We start from the raw sequence: 15757 nt of genomic DNA, 5'->3' as shown, positions 1-15757 counted from the left end.
TGAGTAATGAGAAAACCCCTGCTTTTTTTGGCTCTCAGCCTGCTTTTTAGCTTTGCCCTCAGGGCTGAAGAAAATAGGCTGCTGGACAAAGAGATCACGCTAAAGGTGGAAAACGAGCGCCTGGATGATTTCCTTAACAGACTTTCTCAAGAGGTGGGGGGAGTTTTCTCATACAGCCCTTCAGTCATCGACATAGAAAAGAGGATTTCAGGCGAATTTACCAATGAATCGTGCAGAGAAATCCTGGAAGCCGTATTTCAGGGAAGTATTCAGTACAAGGAGAAAGGTAACTATATCATCATTTCTCCAGCACCTCCACCTGAAAAAGAAATTACTATAAGCGGATACCTGGTAGACGAAAACTCCGGTGAAAGAATTCGAAACGCTACCGTCTATGACCCAATCACCCTTAAGTCTTCTACCACGGACGAATTTGGATTTTTTGAAATTGAAGTGAAAAATCCGAGTGAAAATTTCGAATTAATTATCAATCAGGAAAGGTATTCAGACACCCTTCTGGTGGACCAAAAAAGATCCTCCTTTTCACGGGTATTTCTAACAAAGGAAACTGCCGAAACGCTGACCAAACCCATGAAGGATTTCCTGCAGTGGGCAAAGGAATCTATCGGGGTCAGAAACAGTAAAAATGTGCGGGACACCCTATCTCGAAAATTCCAATTTTCCATACTCCCATTCGTCGGAACGAATAGCAAGTTATCCGGAAATGTGGTTAACGATTACTCAGTGAATCTGCTTGGGGGCTATTCAGCAGGAACCAACAAATTTGAAATCGGAGGGCTTTTCAACCTAGATCGTGGAGAGGTAAGTGGCTTGCAATTGGCTGGCCTCTTTAATCAGGTGGGTGGTGATGTACGCGGAGCGCAGTTTGCCGGACTAGCTAATGTAAACCTTGATTCACTTTCAGGTTTTCAAGGAGCTGGGATCATTAATTTTAATCTTCGAGATGTCAAGGGTGTTCAGGCCTCTCCCTTGCTGAACATTTCTGGAGGAAATACTCAGGGTTTTCAGGGTTCAGCCCTAATCAATTATACTCACAGAAATGTGGAAGGTGTGCAGGCTGCAATCCTAGGAAATATCGCCGGAGGAGCCGTGAATGGATTTCAATTTGGCCTGTTTAATTATGCCGATAGCGTAAAAGGAGCTTCGATTGGCTTATTGAGCTTTGTCAGAAAAGGATACCATACCGTCGAAATAGGAGCTGATGAAATCTACCCTACCAATATCGCATTAAGGACAGGAACCCGTGCTTTCTATAATATACTTTCAGCCGGAATAAGACCGGAGCAGGCCGATTCGGTTACATGGTCTTTTGGATATGGAATAGGTACTTCACCCAGGCTAGGAAAAAAGCTGTATTTAAATTTTGAACTCAACACTTCTCAAATGAATAAGGGGAATGTTCTTGCCACCAACCTGATCAGTAGGGCTTATTTGGGATTGGATTATCAGTTGGCAAAGGGAGTAGCACTTTATGCAGGTCCCTCTTTTAACATTCGGATTTTTGACACTAGTTACGATGATCATCCAGAGACCTTTGCTTACTTCACCCCAAGGGTATTTGGCCGAAATACCTTTGAAAGTCAAAATCTGGGACAAGAACTTTGGTGGGGTTTTCGGGCTGGAATTCGCTTTTTTTAAAGAATTAGGAAGGTTTTCAAACTTTTTTAAAATTTTTTTGAATCCTGCATAGGGGTAAGGTCTTGTTCGCCTGTCATAAAAGCGAAACAAACCTAGACCAATGAAAAATGTAAATCGAATCTTTGCTGTAGTCTTTCTGTTTGCCCTCAATCCACTTCAGGCCCAAACCGACAAGGAAGAGAAATCTATAGTGTACTACCACAAGGACATTCAAATCTCACTTGTCCCGTTCCTTGGGACCAATGGAGTCAATTCAGGCGCCACCATCAATGACTACTCCTTTAATATTCTTGGTGGATTTTCTGCCGGGACCAACAAACTGGAAATGGCAGGACTATTCAACATCAACCGAAGCGATGTGAAGTATGCCCAGTTTGCCGGTGTATTTAATCAGGTGAATGGCAAGATGGAAGGAGCTCAATTCGCTGGAGTAATCAACTCCACTCTTGGCTCAGTAAATGGCTTTCAGGCCGCCGGAGTAACGAATTTCACTACCGGAGCCGTAGAAGGCGCCCAACTCGCCGGGGTACTGAATTTCACCACAAGGAGTGTAAAAGGTTTTCAAGGAGCAGGGGTGATGAACTTTGCCGTAGGAAGTGTAGAAGGAACTCAGCTCAGTGGAGTCAGTAATTTTGCCATCGGTGACGTAAAAGGAGCCCAGGTAAGTGGCGTCCTAAATTTCGCACGAAAAGTGGATGGAGCACAAGTAGCTCTATTCAATTATTCAGATAGCATTTCTGGCGTGCCTGTTGGTTTACTGAGCATTGTAAGATCAGGCTATCATACTCTGGAATTAAGTACCAATGAAGTAATGCCTCTCAATCTTTCATGGAGGACAGGAGTAAGGCCATTTTACAATATTCTAATCGCCGGTATTCGACCCGAAATTGATGAAAAAGTGACCTGGTCTTTTGGCTACGGTATCGGAACTGCACCAAGATTAGGTAAAAAAACCTACCTGAATATCGAGGCTACCACGGAGCAAGTTACGAAAGGCGAACTCTTTGCAGTGAACTTAATTAACAAGTTTTATTTAGGCTTTGAATACCAAATCACCCCAAAAATAGCCGTGTTCGGAGGACCAACCCTTAACTATCGGGTGTTCGAAACTAACTATGAAAACCATCCTGCGCTTTTCGCATATGGAGACCCAAAAATCCAATACGAGCGCACTTATGATAATGGAAAAATCGGAGGCCAGCTCTGGTACGGAATGCGAGCAGGCGTTCGATTCTTTTAAAAATTAAAACAAACTAAAATCCAAAAACTATGAAAAACTACATCACAAAAAATAGCTTAATTCTATTTAGCCTTGTTCTTTTAGCAAGTTGCGATCTCACAGAAGACTACAGAGGATCAAACGATCTTGTGACAATTGAGAGAGACCTAAACAACTTCCAAAACATCCTTGCTGAAGATCATATGACAGTCAATGTTTCGCAGGGTCCGGTTCAGCTAGTCTCCGTAACTACTAATGCCAACCTAACAGAGAACTTGATCACCAGAGTTGAAGACAATACTCTGAAAATTGATTTAAAGAATGGCTCTTACCGAAGCACTACTTTCATCGTTGACATTCAGGTTCCTGATTTAGAGAAATTGCGATTTGATGATGCAGTGGATGGTGAACTGTTTATCATCTCTGATGAAGTGACAGTTGATATGCGGGATGCCTCTAAATTAACCCTTATGGGCAATGCTGATATATTGAACATTGGCCTATCAGATGCAAGCAAAGTTTATGGCTTTGATTTCCTTGCAAATACAGTGAATGTAAACTCTCAGGATGCCTCTAAATTGGAAATCTCGGTTATGAATCTTTTGCATGGCAAAGCTACCGATGGTTCCAAAATCAGATACAAGGGAACTCCATCCATCGATGTGAAAACAGAAGATGCTGCCAAAGTCATCAATGAAAACTAATTTGATAACCTTAAGAATAAACCAACAAAGGCGTGGAAAATTCCACGCCTTTTGTTTTTTGGGTGCTTAAAAAAATATTCAAGAAGAAACCCTTCTCCATTTGTTTGGAGTATAGCCCGTAAATTTTTTAAACATGCGATGGAAATAGGAGACATTTTCATAGCCCACCTGAAAGGCAATTTGAGTTACTCCCAAATTCGGATTTTCTAACAGCTTTTTTGCTTCCATTACTCTTAACTGATTTAGGTACTGGGTAAAAGTCATTCGCGTTCTTTCCTTAAAAAAGCGACAAAATGCCTCCTTACTTAGATTGGCTATGTTTGCAACCTCATCCAAAGAAATGGGTGAAAACTGGTTTTCGAGAATGTATTGAATTACCAAATTCATTCTTTGTCCATCCTTTTCAGAAAGCTGTGCAGAAAACTCATCCAAACCCAGTGGTACCAACTCAGTTTTATCTGAAATAATATCATCTAAAATTTCTAAGCCGGCAGACATCCTCCTCAGACCCTTAAAAGATTTGAATTGATTGATTTTCCCAGAAAGTGAATATTTATCCCCACCTGCTATCTGAAAACTTTTTCCTGCAAAACGATGAAGCTCTATCATGCTCTTCAAATCCTCCACTTCCTGAATAGTAGTTTTTAGGGCTGCCAAATCAAAAAAAATACTGATTCCATGGGAGATCAATTTAGTGCTTGGCTCAAAGAATTCAGGGTCGCTACGAAAAACATGTGGAACATTCTCTCCCAGAAGAAATACATCGCCTTGCTTAAAACGTCCCACATACCCCCTACTAAGAAACTGACCATGGCCTTTTCGAATCAGGGTTAGTTGAATTTCGGGATGTTGATGTAATCTATCGTAAAAATGAGCCCCCTCATCCTCCTGAAATCTGATAAACTCCTTATCTGATTTTGGGATTTGAAATGGAACAACTTTTATTAGGGTTTTATTATTCACCTATTTTGACAATTAACTGGCTAATCGAAAGAAAAATATATCAATATAATATACTTTTTTACTAATCCTGTGAACGAAAGTTACATTCCCTGATCCTACCTTTGAAATAAAAAACTATGAACTGGTATGGCGTTTTTCCTGCGGTGACCACCAAATTTCACCCGGACGGAAGTTTAGATATGGATTTATTTTTCAAGAACCTTGATTTCCAGTTAGACTCAGGGGTTCATGGAATTATTCTTGGCGGGACATTGGGCGAAAGCTCAGCTTTGACCACCGAAGAAAAAATTACTCTGACTAGAGAAACCGTGAAGCATGTGAATGGGAAAGTTCCTGTGATTCTGAATATCGCAGAGGGAGCTACGCAAGAAGCTTTGTTCTGGGCTGCAAAAGCAGAGGAGTTAGGAGCTTCTGGGTTGATGATTCTTCCTCCCATGCGCTATGCGGCAGATGCAAGAGAGGTAGTCACATATTTTAAGACCGTAGCGAATGCTACCTCGCTTCCCATCATGATTTATAACAATCCGATCGATTATAAGACCTTAGTCACGGTGGAGATGTTTGAGGAATTAGCCGAGTGTGAAAATATTCAGGCAATCAAGGAATCGACGAGGGACATTTCAAACGTGACCCGAATGATTAATCGATTTGGGGATCGTTATAAGATTCTTTGCGGGGTAGATACCTTGGCTATGGAGGAACTTCTGATGGGTTCTTGTGGATGGGTGGCAGGGTTAGTATGTGCCTTTCCTAAAGAAACTGTGACCATTTTCAATCTTGTTCAGGAAGGAAAAATCGAGGAAGCCAAAAAAATCTACAGATGGTTTCTTCCTCTTTTAGAATTGGACATTCATCCCAAACTTGTACAATACATCAAACTTGCTGAACATCACTGTGGCGTGGGTAGCGAGCACGTAAGGGCTCCTCGTTTAGCTTTGATAGGAGAAGAAAGAGAAAGAATAGAAAGAGTCATTACCGATGGCATTTCCAAAAGGCCTAAATTGTAAGAAAGAAAAAGACCTTTAAAGAATCAGTAATCATGGACATTAACCCAATTTTTGAATCCGCACAAGAAGCATTTTTAACCTATAAAAATTTACCTCCTGCTAAAAAGGCTGATTTTCTGGAATCAATTGCAGAAACCCTTGAAGGGAATCGAAGTGCGATTGTACTGATGGCTTCGCGGGAATCCAATCTACCAGAGGGACGAATCAATGGAGAATTAGGCCGGACCACAGGACAACTAAAGCTCTTTGCAAAAATCGTTAGAGAAGGAAGCTGGGTAGAAGCTACCATCGATCCTGCTGACCCCAAAAGGACCCCGCTTCCAAAAGCGGATATTCGAAGAATGCTTGTTCCTCTTGGCCCAGTAGTTGTTTTCGGGGCAAGCAACTTTCCATTAGCTTTTTCTACTGCAGGGGGAGACACAGCTTCGGCTTTGGCCGCAGGCTGTCCTGTTATTTACAAAGGACATCCGGGACATCCAGATACCTCTAAGTTTGTAGGACAGTGTATTTCCCAAGCTGTTGAAAAATCAGGACTTCCTTCTGGAGTATTCACTCATGTGGAAGGTGGTGTTAAAATGGGACAGGATTTAGTGAAGCATCCATTGGCAAAAGCTGTAGGCTTTACTGGTTCTTTCCATTCCGGGAAGTCTCTTTTCAATATCGCGAGTGATAGAGCGGAGCCTATTCCTGTGTATGCAGAAATGGGTTCAGTTAATCCAATTTTTGCTTTTGCCGGAAGGCTTAAAAGTGAACTGGTGCCCTTGGCCGAAAATTATGTGGCTTCTTTAACTCTCGGAGTAGGCCAATTCTGTACTAACCCTGGTTTGATCTTCGTTCCATCGGGACTGGCCGAAGGCTTCTCTAATGGGGTCAAAACAGCAGTTGAAAAAGTTTCTGCCGCTCCTATGCTGCATGGTGGGATTGCAGAATCTTATGACAAATCTGTAAATGAACTGGCCTTGCGTTCCGAACTGAATTGGATTAAATCTCCGGAAGCTAAAACCGATTTAAAGACCCATCCTGCTATTGCTAAAATCTCAGTCAAAGATTGGTTAAGTGACGATACTTTTCAGGAAGAGGTATTTGGAGCCTTTGGACTTATGGTGCTATATGATGATCCTTCAGAGTTGAAGGATGTGGCTCTCAAGCTAAAAGGACAACTAACCATCACACTTTGGGGTGATGGAGATGAATTAAAAGCTCAAAGAGAACTCATTTCTTTGTTACAGGAAAAGTGTGGAAGACTTCTATTTACCGGTGTTCCAACCGGAGTGGAAGTGGGTTATGCAATGCAGCATGGAGGGCCTTTTCCAGCCACAACCGATCCCCGAAGCACCTCTGTTGGGGCGTATGCCATCAAGCGTTTCGCGCGCCCTGTAGCTTTTCAGGATATGCCTTCCGCCTTGCTACCAAAAGAACTTCAGGATGAAAATCCTCTTGGGATTTTAAGACAGATCGACGGTAATTGGAGTAAATAATTTTATTTTAAGAGTCATTACTAAGCCAAAAAGGAGATGAAAAAAATCAGCCTGTTAATTATTGTAAGTCTATTGGGACTCACCCCAGTTTTTTCTCAAACTGAAGCTGAAGAGCTGGCAAAAAAATTGGCTAATCCCATCGCCTCCTTAATTTCCATGCCTTTCCAAAATAATACAGACTATGGAATAGGTGAATTTCGGGGTTCCAGAAATACCCTGAATATCCAACCCGTGATTCCGATTGGGTTAAATGAAAACTGGAATTTGATTACCCGAGTAGTTCTACCTGTCATCACACAAAACAATATTACCTCAGAAGGGGCTAAGCAGTCGGGTTTGGGAGATGCGGTGGTTTCTGCCTTCTTCTCTCCAACTAACTCGGAAAAACTCACTTGGGGCGCTGGACCAGCTATCCTGGTACCTACAGCCACTAATGATGCTTTTGCCACTGATCAATTTGGGTTAGGACCAACAGCCGTTGCCTTAAAACAATTTAATGGGTTCACTGTAGGTGGCTTAATTAACCAGATTTGGGGTTTGTCCGGAGCAGAGGATAAACCAGATATAAATCAAATGTTTTTGCAACCTTTTTTCGCTTACAACTGGGCCTCAGGTGCAGGTATAGGTGCAAATATGGAATGGACTCAAAACTGGACCACCTCGAATTCCACAATCTGGTTAAACCCGACTGTTTCGGGCGTGACCAGCTTAGGAAAGCAAAAGATTCAACTGGTGGTGGGGCCAAGGTTTAACCTTGCTGCTCCTAGCGGAGCAAAAGCAGATATGGGCTGGCGAGCAGTTTTGGTGTTTCTGTTTCCGAAATAAAGAATACATGCGAAAAACTTTTTCCTGCATAGATGCACACACCTGTGGGAATCCGGTTCGGGTAGTTTCAGGTGGAGTTCCTTTCCTGGAAGGTAAAAATATGCTCGAAAAGCGGGATTACTTCCTTAAGCATTTTGACTGGATTCGAACAGGGCTTATGTTCGAACCTAGGGGTCATGACATGATGTCTGGCTCTATGCTCTTTCCACCTCATAATCCAGAAAATGATTTTGCAGTGCTTTTTATCGAAACCTCTGGCTGCCTTGCCATGTGTGGCCATGGTACGATCGGAACTGTGACCATTGCCATTGAAGAAGGACTGATTTTTCCCAAAACCCCAGGAATCCTAAGAATGGAGACCCCTGCTGGTTTGGTCCTAATCGAGTACAAGCAGGAGGGCAAAAAAGTAAAGTCAGTCAAACTCACTAATGTGAAAAGCTTCTTAGCTAATGACGCCCTGGAAATAGAAAGTGAGCATCTGGGTAAACTCACTGTTGATGTAGCCTATGGAGGAAATTTTTACTGCATCGTGGATCCTCAGGAAAACTTTTCCGGAATTGAGAATTACAAAGCAGAAGAGCTGATCGCAATGTCCAGAAGCTTACGAAAAAGAATGAATGAAAAATACGACTTCGTTCATCCAGATCATCCTGAGATTTCAGGACTTTCTCACATCCTTTGGACAGGAAAAACGATGGATTCTAACAGCACCGCTAGAAATGCAGTTTTCTATGGAGACAAAGCCATTGACCGGTCTCCTTGTGGTACTGGTACTTCGGCTCGCATGGCCCAATGGCATGCAAAAGGAAAACTGAAAGCCGGAGAAGAGTTCGTTCATGAGAGTTTCATTGGATCGAAATTTATTGGTCGAATCGAAGAGGTAACAGAAATTGGAGGGAAGCCAGCTATCATTCCTAGCATAGAAGGCTGGGCCAAAGTTTATGGATATAACACCATCATTTTAGATGATGATGACCCCTATGTACATGGATTTCAGGTAATTTGACAGCAGTCAGAACAACATGACAAGTCTAGAACTTTGTATTTTAGACTTTACACTAAAAAAAATGAAACCATACGCAGAAATAGATGAGTCCAAATTTCCGATAATCTACGTTCGATTTACTGGTCAAAAGAGTACCGACGAAAATTTTCAGGCTTATCTTGATGGGAATAAAAACTGTTACAGACACCAGAAAAAGCTGGCAATATTATTCGATGCAAGTAAAGCATCCTTACCTTCCTTTAAGCATCAGAAAATGCAGGCAGATTGGCTGAAGGAAAACGAAGACCTGATGAGAGAGTACTGTTTGGGAACAGCTTATGTGATTTCGAATCCAGCGGTAAGAATGATTTTGAAGGGAATTTTCGCTCTTCAGAAGCAACCCGTTCCTTATGAGATTTTTGGAAGAAAAGAGGACGCAGAATTATGGCTTAAAAGCAGACTTGAGAATTAATTGTTGATAATCAGGACATCCCAATTATGAAAAGACAACAGATTAAAATGAAATCAATTTTTACTTTCTTTCTTTTCATGTCCACCCTATTCTGTTTGCCGAATGAAGGCAGGGCTCAAGCAAATGAATCTCTATTTAGTGCTTCTGAACCCATTAAAATCAAGTTGGCGTTTTCAATCGAAGAACTCCAACAATCTGAATCAGACACGGTCTATTTCCCTTCGATACTTCATTATACAACTCAGGGTAGTGATTGGGACTCCTTGGAGGTGTTGGTCAGAGCCAGAGGAAATTCGCGGAGAACCCGCTGTGATTTTCCTCCTATCCGAATAAAAATTGAAGAAGAAGCCTCCAAAAACACTCTGTTTGAGGGAGAAAAAGCACTCAAGTTAGTTGTCCCTTGTGAGGAGTTTAATAGCTATCTAGCTTTGGTCAGAAAAGAATACCTTATTTATAAGTTTTATGAAGAAATCACTCCTTATCATTTCAAGACAACCTCAGTGAATCTTGGTCTGACGGATGAAAGCAAACGAAAACCAAAAACTTATGAATTGCCTGCTTTTCTAATTGAAGATGATGATAAGGCCGCAGAAAGGTTTGGAGGACAAATAACTGATCTAAGAATTATCCGACCAGATTTACTCAATGATACAGCTTCGCTAAAACAGGATATTTTCGCCTTTATGGTAGGCAATACTGATTGGTCAAATACCACCCAACATAACGTCAAAGTCATGGAAAGAGAAGATCAAAAACTGGTTGCAATACCTTATGACTTTGACCAGGCAGGTTTTGTTGATGCACCATATGCCAAACCGTACGATCGTCTACCAATTGAAAGTACAAAAGAGAGGTTATACCTAGGAGTATGTCAAGACCCAGAGCTTTTAGCTTTTGTGAAAGACCTATTTCTTTCAAAAGAGTCAAAAATAATGGGACTTATAGAAGGCCTAAATGATGAAATCCCAAAAGGTCAAGTCAAAGAAGCCGAAAGGTTCATTTCAGAGTTTTTTGAAATTCTGAAAGATGATGAGGAATTTCAAAAGCAAATTATTGATAACTGTGTCTCATATTCATTAGGACAAGAGGACTAATCACGTGCTATACTCTCAATAAATGAAGCAAACAATCATCATCGGCGGAGGAATAGTGGGGCTATTCACAGCTTATTTTTTACAGAAAGAAGGTGTAGAAGTTACCATCATCGATCGCACCGACCTTAAGGACAATTGCTCCACTGGTAATGCCGGAATGATTGTGCCCAGTCATATCATTCCGCTAGCCGCACCGGGTATGGTCGCGAAAGGAATTTCATGGATGTTTTCCTCCAAAAGCCCCTTTTATATTCATCCAAGATTGGACTATAAACTGGCTCAATGGTGTATGCTTTTCTTTAAATCTGCAAATCAAAAGCAGGTAAATAAAGGTATCCCATACCTGAAAAACCTTAGCCTTCTGAGTAAGTCGCTTTATTTAGATTTTAAGGAAGAGCATACAGATGCTGCTCTTGCTCTTCAGGAAAAAGGCCTAATGATGGTCTATCAAACCGAAGCTGTGGAGAAGGAGGAAATTGAATTTGCTGAACTGGCAAGAAAACATGGGCTGGCAGCCGACATTCTTAGTCCGGAGGATATTCAAAAAGTGGAGCCCAATCTTGAAGTTATGGCTCGAGGTGCTGTACTTTTCCCAGGAGATGCCCATCTGGATCCCGGAGCCCTATACAGTTTTCTGAAAAAATATCTGGAAGAAAAAGGTGTCCGATTTATGACAGAAACACAGGTATTGGGATTTGAAAAGTTGGGAAGAAAAGTCCACGCGGTATTGACTGATCAGGGAAAGTTCGAAGCGGCAAAAGTGATGCTTTGCGGAGGTTCCTGGTCGGGTGAACTTGCAAAAATGCTCGGCTTTTCGCTACCGATGATGGGGGGAAAAGGTTATTCCTTTATTCAAGAAAACAAACCAGAAATTCGCCAAGCGACCATACTGACAGAAATGAAAGTGGCAGTAAGTCCTTATGGTAAGCAGGTGAGATTTGGAGGAACCATGGAAATCGCCGGCACTGATCAATCGGTAAACATTAATCGGGTCAAAGGCATTTATGAAACCATCAATCGATATTACCCCGACTTTCAAGCCAAATTTCCTGAAAAAGAGCAGATCTGGAAAGGACTACGACCATGTTCCCCAGATGGCTTACCCTACATTGGATTTGCCCCTGGCTATGCCAATGTTTTGGTGGGAAGCGGTCATGCCATGATGGGCATATCCATGGCTCCCGGAACCGGGAAAATTCTATCCGAAATACATCAAAATAAAGAATTCGGAATGGATATTAGTGGGTTCGCTGTGGATAGGTTCTAACCACTCATCTAGTCAAAACAATCCAAATCAAATTTTCAAACTGAGTCTAAATTGATTTCGTTATATTCAGCCTTACATAACGAAAATTCATGAATTCAGTAGAACACGCGATCCAAATAGTTAGAGATAGTGTAAAATCATTTTCAGGGACAGAAGTAATTTCGCTGAAAAACGCCATAGGTCGAACATTAAGTAAAGGAGTCGCTTCCCCTCTGAATCTTCCCTCCTTCCGGCAGTCTGCCATGGATGGATATGCGTTAAATCTTCATGATTCTGACAGTTATGAAGTAATTGGAGAAGTAAAGGCAGGTGATCCGATAGATATAACACTTAAACCTGGTCAGGCCTCAAGAATATTTACCGGTGCTCGAGTTCCTAATTCTGCGAATTCTATAGTCATTCAGGAAAAAGTTTCTAGGGAAGGAGATCAACTGAAGCTAGAAGCTGAACCGAAAACCGGTGATTTCATCAGAAATATCGGTGAACAAATCGCCAAAGGATCAATCCCATTGGATAAGGGGCACACCATCAATCCCTCTTCTCTTGGCTTATTGAAAAGTCTGGGAATTCAGGAAGTGGAAGTGGTGAAAAATATGAAGGCTGCCATCATCGTGACAGGCAATGAGCTGGTAGAGAGTGGGCAGACCCTTAAAGAAGGACAAATTTACGAAAGCAATAGCGCTGTAATCGAAGCAGCATTGAAATCCAAAGGAATTCAGGAAATCAATAAAATCACCGTCAGAGATAATCTTGAGGATACAATTTCCAAACTTAGAACTGCTCTTGACGAAAATAATTTGGTATTGCTCTCGGGTGGAATATCCGTTGGTGAATATGATTTTGTAGGCCAAGCACTGAAAGCTCTGGAAGTGGAAGAGCTATTTTACAAGGTTCTTCAAAAACCAGGTAAACCCCTGTTTTTCGGAAAACGAGGTGGAACCTATGTCTTTGCATTGCCGGGAAATCCAGCATCGACTCTGACTTGTTTCTACGTCTATGTGAACTTATTGATCGACCTCTTCAAGTCCGCTGAACATCCGGGATTACTTCGAGTGAAATTTCCAATTGCTCAGGATTATGAGAATAAATTTGGTAGGGCCTTATTCCTTAAAGCCCGTGTAAATAATAATTCAGTTGAAATTTTAGATCATCAGGCGAGCAGCACGATGATTAGCTTTGCGAAAGCAAATGCTCTAGTCTATATCCCAGCTGAGGTAACGGAAGTTCTAGCCGGAGACCTCGTAGAAACCATAATTCTCCCCTATGGAAGCTAAGGTCAAAGGCAGAATCTGGGTAGAGCTCGAAGGTGAAAAATTCATGGGTAAAGGTCACCTTCAGTTACTGAATGCCATTCAGGAAACGGGTTCTCTAAATGGGGCAGCCAAACAAACCGGAATTTCTTATCGGAAGGCATGGAGGCTTATTCATCAGATTAATGAATTAGCGAAAGAAGAAGTGGTCTTGTTGAAAAAGGGCGGTGCCAAAGGTGGTGGTACCAAAATCACGGCCTACGGTTTACAGCTTCTGGAATTTTATTCTGGTTTGCAACGTGAATTCTCAGAAAAAATGCAGAGCTACATCCAAAAACACGAGGAGTTATGGAAATAGCTACTGGCACTTTGGTCTTATTTCTGGTGATTTTACCGGTACTATCCTTTCTCTATGCCAGCGTGGGCCATGGAGGGGCAAGTGGGTATTTAGCACTCATGGCTCTTTTTAGCTTCCCAAATGAGACCATGAAACAAACCGCTTTGCTTTTGAATCTATTCGTGGCTGGAGTGGCTTTTTATCATTATCAAAAAGCAGGTCATTTCCGGAAGGACTTATTTTGGCCTTTTGCTATGGCTTCAATTCCTGCAGCATTTCTAGGAGGAATGACTCAATTGGATCCTAACCTCTATAAAAAAGTATTAGGGGTGCTTTTAATCTTTGCTGTAGCAAGAATGCTTTGGCAGAAGACAGAAAAGCAAGACCCAACCAAATCCATCAAATTTATCCAGGCCTTTGTCCTTGGGGCCTTGGTTGGTTTCTTTTCAGGTTTGATCGGAATCGGGGGAGGGATTATTCTCACCCCAATCATTCTTCTCCTACACTGGGGAAACATGAAAGAAGCCGCTGCTGTTTCAGCTTTATTTATCTGGGTGAATTCTGCAGCAGGAATTATCGGTCAATTTACTTCCGGAGTGGAGCTCTATCCCATTTCGGCATTGATGGTTGTTATCGCTGTTTTGGGAGGTTTAGCCGGCAGCTATCTGGGAAGTCAAAGATGGAATAATCGGGTTTTGGAATATGCACTGGCTACTGTTCTGATCACAGCATCTGTTAAACTATTACTCTTTTAAGCAATGAAAATCGAATTCAGATATCATGGAAAGCTTTCTGAAGTTTTGGGAAGAAACTCTGAAAAACTTCAAGTCAATTCCCAAAATGCCGGAGATTTAATCAGGGAGCTTATCCTTCAAAAACCGCAACTGAAGGAGACTACATTTCAGTTGGCACAAAAGAATAAAATTCTAAAATCGGAAGCTCCAATTGAAGAATTGGATATCGATGTTTTTCCACCATTTTCCGGAGGATGAGAAAGTGAACCGATACCAAAGACATATTCAATTAGCCGAAGTCGGAGCAGAAGGACAGGCGAAGCTTGAAGCTGCCAAAGTGCTCATAGTGGGCGCTGGTGGTCTGGGATGTCCTGCCCTGCAGTATCTTGCGGCGGCAGGTATTGGGACTATTGGTATCGTGGATGGAGACCGGGTATCGCTCACGAACTTACAACGTCAAGTTCTATTCGATGAAAAAGACATTGGTCTGAACAAAGCTGAGAGGGCAAAGTCAAAACTGGAAAAATTTAATTCAGACATTGAAATACAGAGCTTCCCCTTTCACTTAGGTTTAGAAAACGCAGAAGACATCCTCTCGAAATTTGATCTGGTTCTGGATTGCACAGATAATTTCGTCACTCGCTATCTGATAAATGACATCTGTGTTCGGATCAACAAACCCTTTGTTCATGGATCCTTGTACAAGTATGAAGGTCAGGTTTCTGTGTTCAACTATCAAAATGGCCCCTCCTACCGCTGCCTTTTCCCAAATCCTCCCAAAGCTGGAGATGTACCCAACTGTAATGAAATAGGGGTGCTGGGAGTACTTCCAGGAATTATCGGGACCATTCAGGCTACTGAGGCGATAAAGATGATTTTAGGATTAGGTGAAGTGCTGAGCGGAAAGCTTTTACATTATGACCTTCTTCATCATAACCAGAAGATCCTTGAATTTGAAAGAAATGAGGAGCTGATCGCAAAAATCAAAGAATCAAAAAATATTGAGCTGGTTGATACGGATGATTGTCAGCTGGACGTACAAATTTCCATTGAAGAAATAACCGATCTGGATAAAGCCCTACTCATTGATGTCCGCGAACTCGATGAGTTTCCTAGAATTGAAAAAGCGAATGTCTCAGAAATCCCTTTGAGTCAATTGACTCAAATGATTGGAGAAATCCCGTCTAAGGGAATGAAAATATTCTTTTGCGCGTCTGGAGTAAGAAGCAATCAAGCTTTGGCGGTAGCCAAAAAAGAAAATATACCTAACTGCTTCAGCCTGCTGGAGGGAGCAGAAGAATTGGAAAACTGGATAAAGAAATGAAAGAAGCCATCCAAGATATATTTATTAAAGGAGCAATAAGACCTGAATTAGTGGCCAAAACCATCGCAGGTCATGAATCAAAAACAGACCTAGGAGCTCATGACATTTTCCTAGGTCGGGTGAGATCCGATGAAATAGATGGAAAAAAAGTGGCAGCCATCGAATTCACAGCGCAGGAGGAAATGGCTAATTCTATGAGTCAGGAAATTCAGTCCGAAAGCTTTAAAAGATTTGACTTGGAGAGCATTCAAATCTACCACAGCATAGGGCGTGTAGAGGCAGGTGGTTTGTGCATTTTCGTGATGGTTTCGTCAGGACATAGGCAGCAGGTTTTTGAAGCCTTGCCCCACATCGTCAATGAGCTGAAAGCTAGGCTTCCAATTTTCGGTAAGGAAATTTTCGAGGATAAATCTCATCAGTGGAAAGTGAATAAATAAGT

The 15757-nt window shown here is 41.9% G+C and carries 17 protein-coding genes; 16 read left to right on the top strand and 1 reads right to left on the bottom strand.

Annotation, left to right across the window (positions count from 1 at the left end):
* Positions 1-6: 6 nt before the first annotated feature.
* The 3 genes from QVH07_RS13965 (at position 7) to QVH07_RS13955 (ending at position 3582) form a co-directional block, all read left to right on the top strand.
* On the top strand, positions 7-1659 hold the full coding sequence (locus QVH07_RS13965; RefSeq protein WP_290001420.1) for an STN and carboxypeptidase regulatory-like domain-containing protein: 1653 nt from the start codon (positions 7-9) through the stop codon (positions 1657-1659).
* Between the two features lie 100 nt (positions 1660-1759).
* Positions 1760-2899 carry a hypothetical protein gene (locus QVH07_RS13960; protein WP_290001417.1) on the top strand — a complete coding sequence of 380 codons (1140 nt, stop codon included), beginning with the start codon at positions 1760-1762 and terminating at the stop codon, positions 2897-2899.
* A 29-nt stretch (positions 2900-2928) separates the two neighbouring features.
* A complete protein-coding gene (locus QVH07_RS13955) occupies positions 2929-3582 on the top strand; it encodes a GIN domain-containing protein (protein WP_290001414.1) in 654 nt (217 codons plus the stop codon).
* A gap of 78 nt (positions 3583-3660) precedes the next feature.
* Here QVH07_RS13955 and QVH07_RS13950 read toward each other — a convergent pair whose 3' ends face one another.
* Complete coding sequence (locus tag QVH07_RS13950) at positions 3661-4545, bottom strand: AraC family transcriptional regulator (protein ID WP_290001411.1); 885 nt, start codon at positions 4543-4545, stop codon at positions 3661-3663.
* 116 nt (positions 4546-4661) lie between these two features.
* Here QVH07_RS13950 and QVH07_RS13945 point away from each other — a divergent pair, with 116 nt between their 5' ends.
* The 13 genes from QVH07_RS13945 (at position 4662) to QVH07_RS13885 (ending at position 15755) form a co-directional block, all read left to right on the top strand.
* Positions 4662-5552, top strand: coding sequence for a dihydrodipicolinate synthase family protein (locus tag QVH07_RS13945; protein ID WP_290001408.1), 891 nt, complete (start codon positions 4662-4664; stop codon positions 5550-5552).
* A gap of 32 nt (positions 5553-5584) precedes the next feature.
* Positions 5585-7030, top strand: a complete 1446-nt coding sequence (locus tag QVH07_RS13940; protein ID WP_290001407.1) for an aldehyde dehydrogenase (NADP(+)) — start codon at positions 5585-5587, stop codon at positions 7028-7030.
* A gap of 36 nt (positions 7031-7066) precedes the next feature.
* Positions 7067-7855 carry a hypothetical protein gene (locus QVH07_RS13935; protein WP_290001405.1) on the top strand — a complete coding sequence of 263 codons (789 nt, stop codon included), beginning with the start codon at positions 7067-7069 and terminating at the stop codon, positions 7853-7855.
* A gap of 7 nt (positions 7856-7862) precedes the next feature.
* Entirely contained in the window at positions 7863-8861 is a 999-nt protein-coding gene (locus QVH07_RS13930) for a 4-hydroxyproline epimerase (protein ID WP_290001403.1), read from the top strand.
* A 61-nt stretch (positions 8862-8922) separates the two neighbouring features.
* The gene (locus QVH07_RS13925) at positions 8923-9312 is read left to right on the top strand and encodes a DUF7793 family protein (RefSeq protein WP_290001400.1); all 390 of its coding nucleotides are present in this window, start codon (positions 8923-8925) and stop codon (positions 9310-9312) included.
* A gap of 47 nt (positions 9313-9359) precedes the next feature.
* A complete protein-coding gene (locus tag QVH07_RS13920) occupies positions 9360-10406 on the top strand; it encodes a hypothetical protein (RefSeq protein WP_290001398.1) in 1047 nt (348 codons plus the stop codon).
* Between the two features lie 22 nt (positions 10407-10428).
* The gene (locus QVH07_RS13915) at positions 10429-11673 is read left to right on the top strand and encodes an NAD(P)/FAD-dependent oxidoreductase (RefSeq protein WP_290001396.1); all 1245 of its coding nucleotides are present in this window, start codon (positions 10429-10431) and stop codon (positions 11671-11673) included.
* A gap of 89 nt (positions 11674-11762) precedes the next feature.
* Positions 11763-12947 carry a molybdopterin molybdotransferase MoeA gene (locus tag QVH07_RS13910; protein ID WP_290001395.1) on the top strand — a complete coding sequence of 395 codons (1185 nt, stop codon included), beginning with the start codon at positions 11763-11765 and terminating at the stop codon, positions 12945-12947.
* Positions 12937-13281 (top strand): winged helix-turn-helix domain-containing protein, encoded by a 345-nt coding sequence (locus QVH07_RS13905; protein ID WP_290001393.1) that lies wholly within the window; start codon positions 12937-12939, stop codon positions 13279-13281. The genes QVH07_RS13910 and QVH07_RS13905 overlap by 11 nt, the downstream gene beginning before the upstream one ends.
* Entirely contained in the window at positions 13272-14015 is a 744-nt protein-coding gene (locus QVH07_RS13900) for a sulfite exporter TauE/SafE family protein (RefSeq protein WP_290001391.1), read from the top strand. Before QVH07_RS13905 ends, QVH07_RS13900 begins: the two co-directional genes overlap by 10 nt.
* Before the next feature lie 3 nt (positions 14016-14018).
* Positions 14019-14252: a MoaD/ThiS family protein gene (locus tag QVH07_RS13895; protein WP_290001389.1), complete on the top strand. Its 234-nt coding sequence runs from the start codon at positions 14019-14021 to the stop codon at positions 14250-14252.
* Positions 14224-15318, top strand: coding sequence for a HesA/MoeB/ThiF family protein (gene moeB / locus QVH07_RS13890; RefSeq protein WP_290001387.1), 1095 nt, complete (start codon positions 14224-14226; stop codon positions 15316-15318). Before QVH07_RS13895 ends, moeB begins: the two co-directional genes overlap by 29 nt.
* On the top strand, positions 15315-15755 hold the full coding sequence (locus tag QVH07_RS13885) for a molybdenum cofactor biosynthesis protein MoaE (RefSeq protein WP_290001386.1): 441 nt from the start codon (positions 15315-15317) through the stop codon (positions 15753-15755). The genes moeB and QVH07_RS13885 overlap by 4 nt, the downstream gene beginning before the upstream one ends.
* The last annotated feature ends 2 nt before the right edge of the window (positions 15756-15757 follow it).

The sequence above is a fragment of the Algoriphagus sediminis genome (assembly GCF_030403435.1).
GTDB classification, from domain to species: Bacteria; Bacteroidota; Bacteroidia; order Cytophagales; family Cyclobacteriaceae; genus Algoriphagus; species Algoriphagus sediminis.
This window is presented reverse-complemented; position numbering and strand designations above follow the sequence as displayed.

Bases quoted from the DNA above. Each gene is read 5' to 3' on its own strand.
- QVH07_RS13965 (WP_290001420.1), top strand. From the start codon at position 7: ATGAGAAAACCCCTGCTTTTTTTGGCTCTCAGCCTGCTTTTTAGCTTT.
- QVH07_RS13960 (WP_290001417.1), top strand. From the start codon at position 1,760: ATGAAAAATGTAAATCGAATCTTTGCTGTAGTCTTTCTGTTTGCCCTC.
- QVH07_RS13955 (WP_290001414.1), top strand. From the start codon at position 2,929: ATGAAAAACTACATCACAAAAAATAGCTTAATTCTATTTAGCCTTGTT.
- QVH07_RS13945 (WP_290001408.1), top strand. From the start codon at position 4,662: ATGAACTGGTATGGCGTTTTTCCTGCGGTGACCACCAAATTTCACCCG.
- QVH07_RS13940 (WP_290001407.1), top strand. From the start codon at position 5,585: ATGGACATTAACCCAATTTTTGAATCCGCACAAGAAGCATTTTTAACC.
- QVH07_RS13935 (WP_290001405.1), top strand. From the start codon at position 7,067: ATGAAAAAAATCAGCCTGTTAATTATTGTAAGTCTATTGGGACTCACC.
- QVH07_RS13930 (WP_290001403.1), top strand. From the start codon at position 7,863: ATGCGAAAAACTTTTTCCTGCATAGATGCACACACCTGTGGGAATCCG.
- QVH07_RS13925 (WP_290001400.1), top strand. From the start codon at position 8,923: ATGAAACCATACGCAGAAATAGATGAGTCCAAATTTCCGATAATCTAC.
- QVH07_RS13920 (WP_290001398.1), top strand. From the start codon at position 9,360: ATGAAATCAATTTTTACTTTCTTTCTTTTCATGTCCACCCTATTCTGT.
- QVH07_RS13915 (WP_290001396.1), top strand. From the start codon at position 10,429: ATGAAGCAAACAATCATCATCGGCGGAGGAATAGTGGGGCTATTCACA.
- QVH07_RS13910 (WP_290001395.1), top strand. From the start codon at position 11,763: ATGAATTCAGTAGAACACGCGATCCAAATAGTTAGAGATAGTGTAAAA.
- QVH07_RS13905 (WP_290001393.1), top strand. From the start codon at position 12,937: ATGGAAGCTAAGGTCAAAGGCAGAATCTGGGTAGAGCTCGAAGGTGAA.
- QVH07_RS13900 (WP_290001391.1), top strand. From the start codon at position 13,272: ATGGAAATAGCTACTGGCACTTTGGTCTTATTTCTGGTGATTTTACCG.
- QVH07_RS13895 (WP_290001389.1), top strand. From the start codon at position 14,019: ATGAAAATCGAATTCAGATATCATGGAAAGCTTTCTGAAGTTTTGGGA.
- moeB (WP_290001387.1), top strand. From the start codon at position 14,224: ATGTTTTTCCACCATTTTCCGGAGGATGAGAAAGTGAACCGATACCAA.
- QVH07_RS13885 (WP_290001386.1), top strand. From the start codon at position 15,315: ATGAAAGAAGCCATCCAAGATATATTTATTAAAGGAGCAATAAGACCT.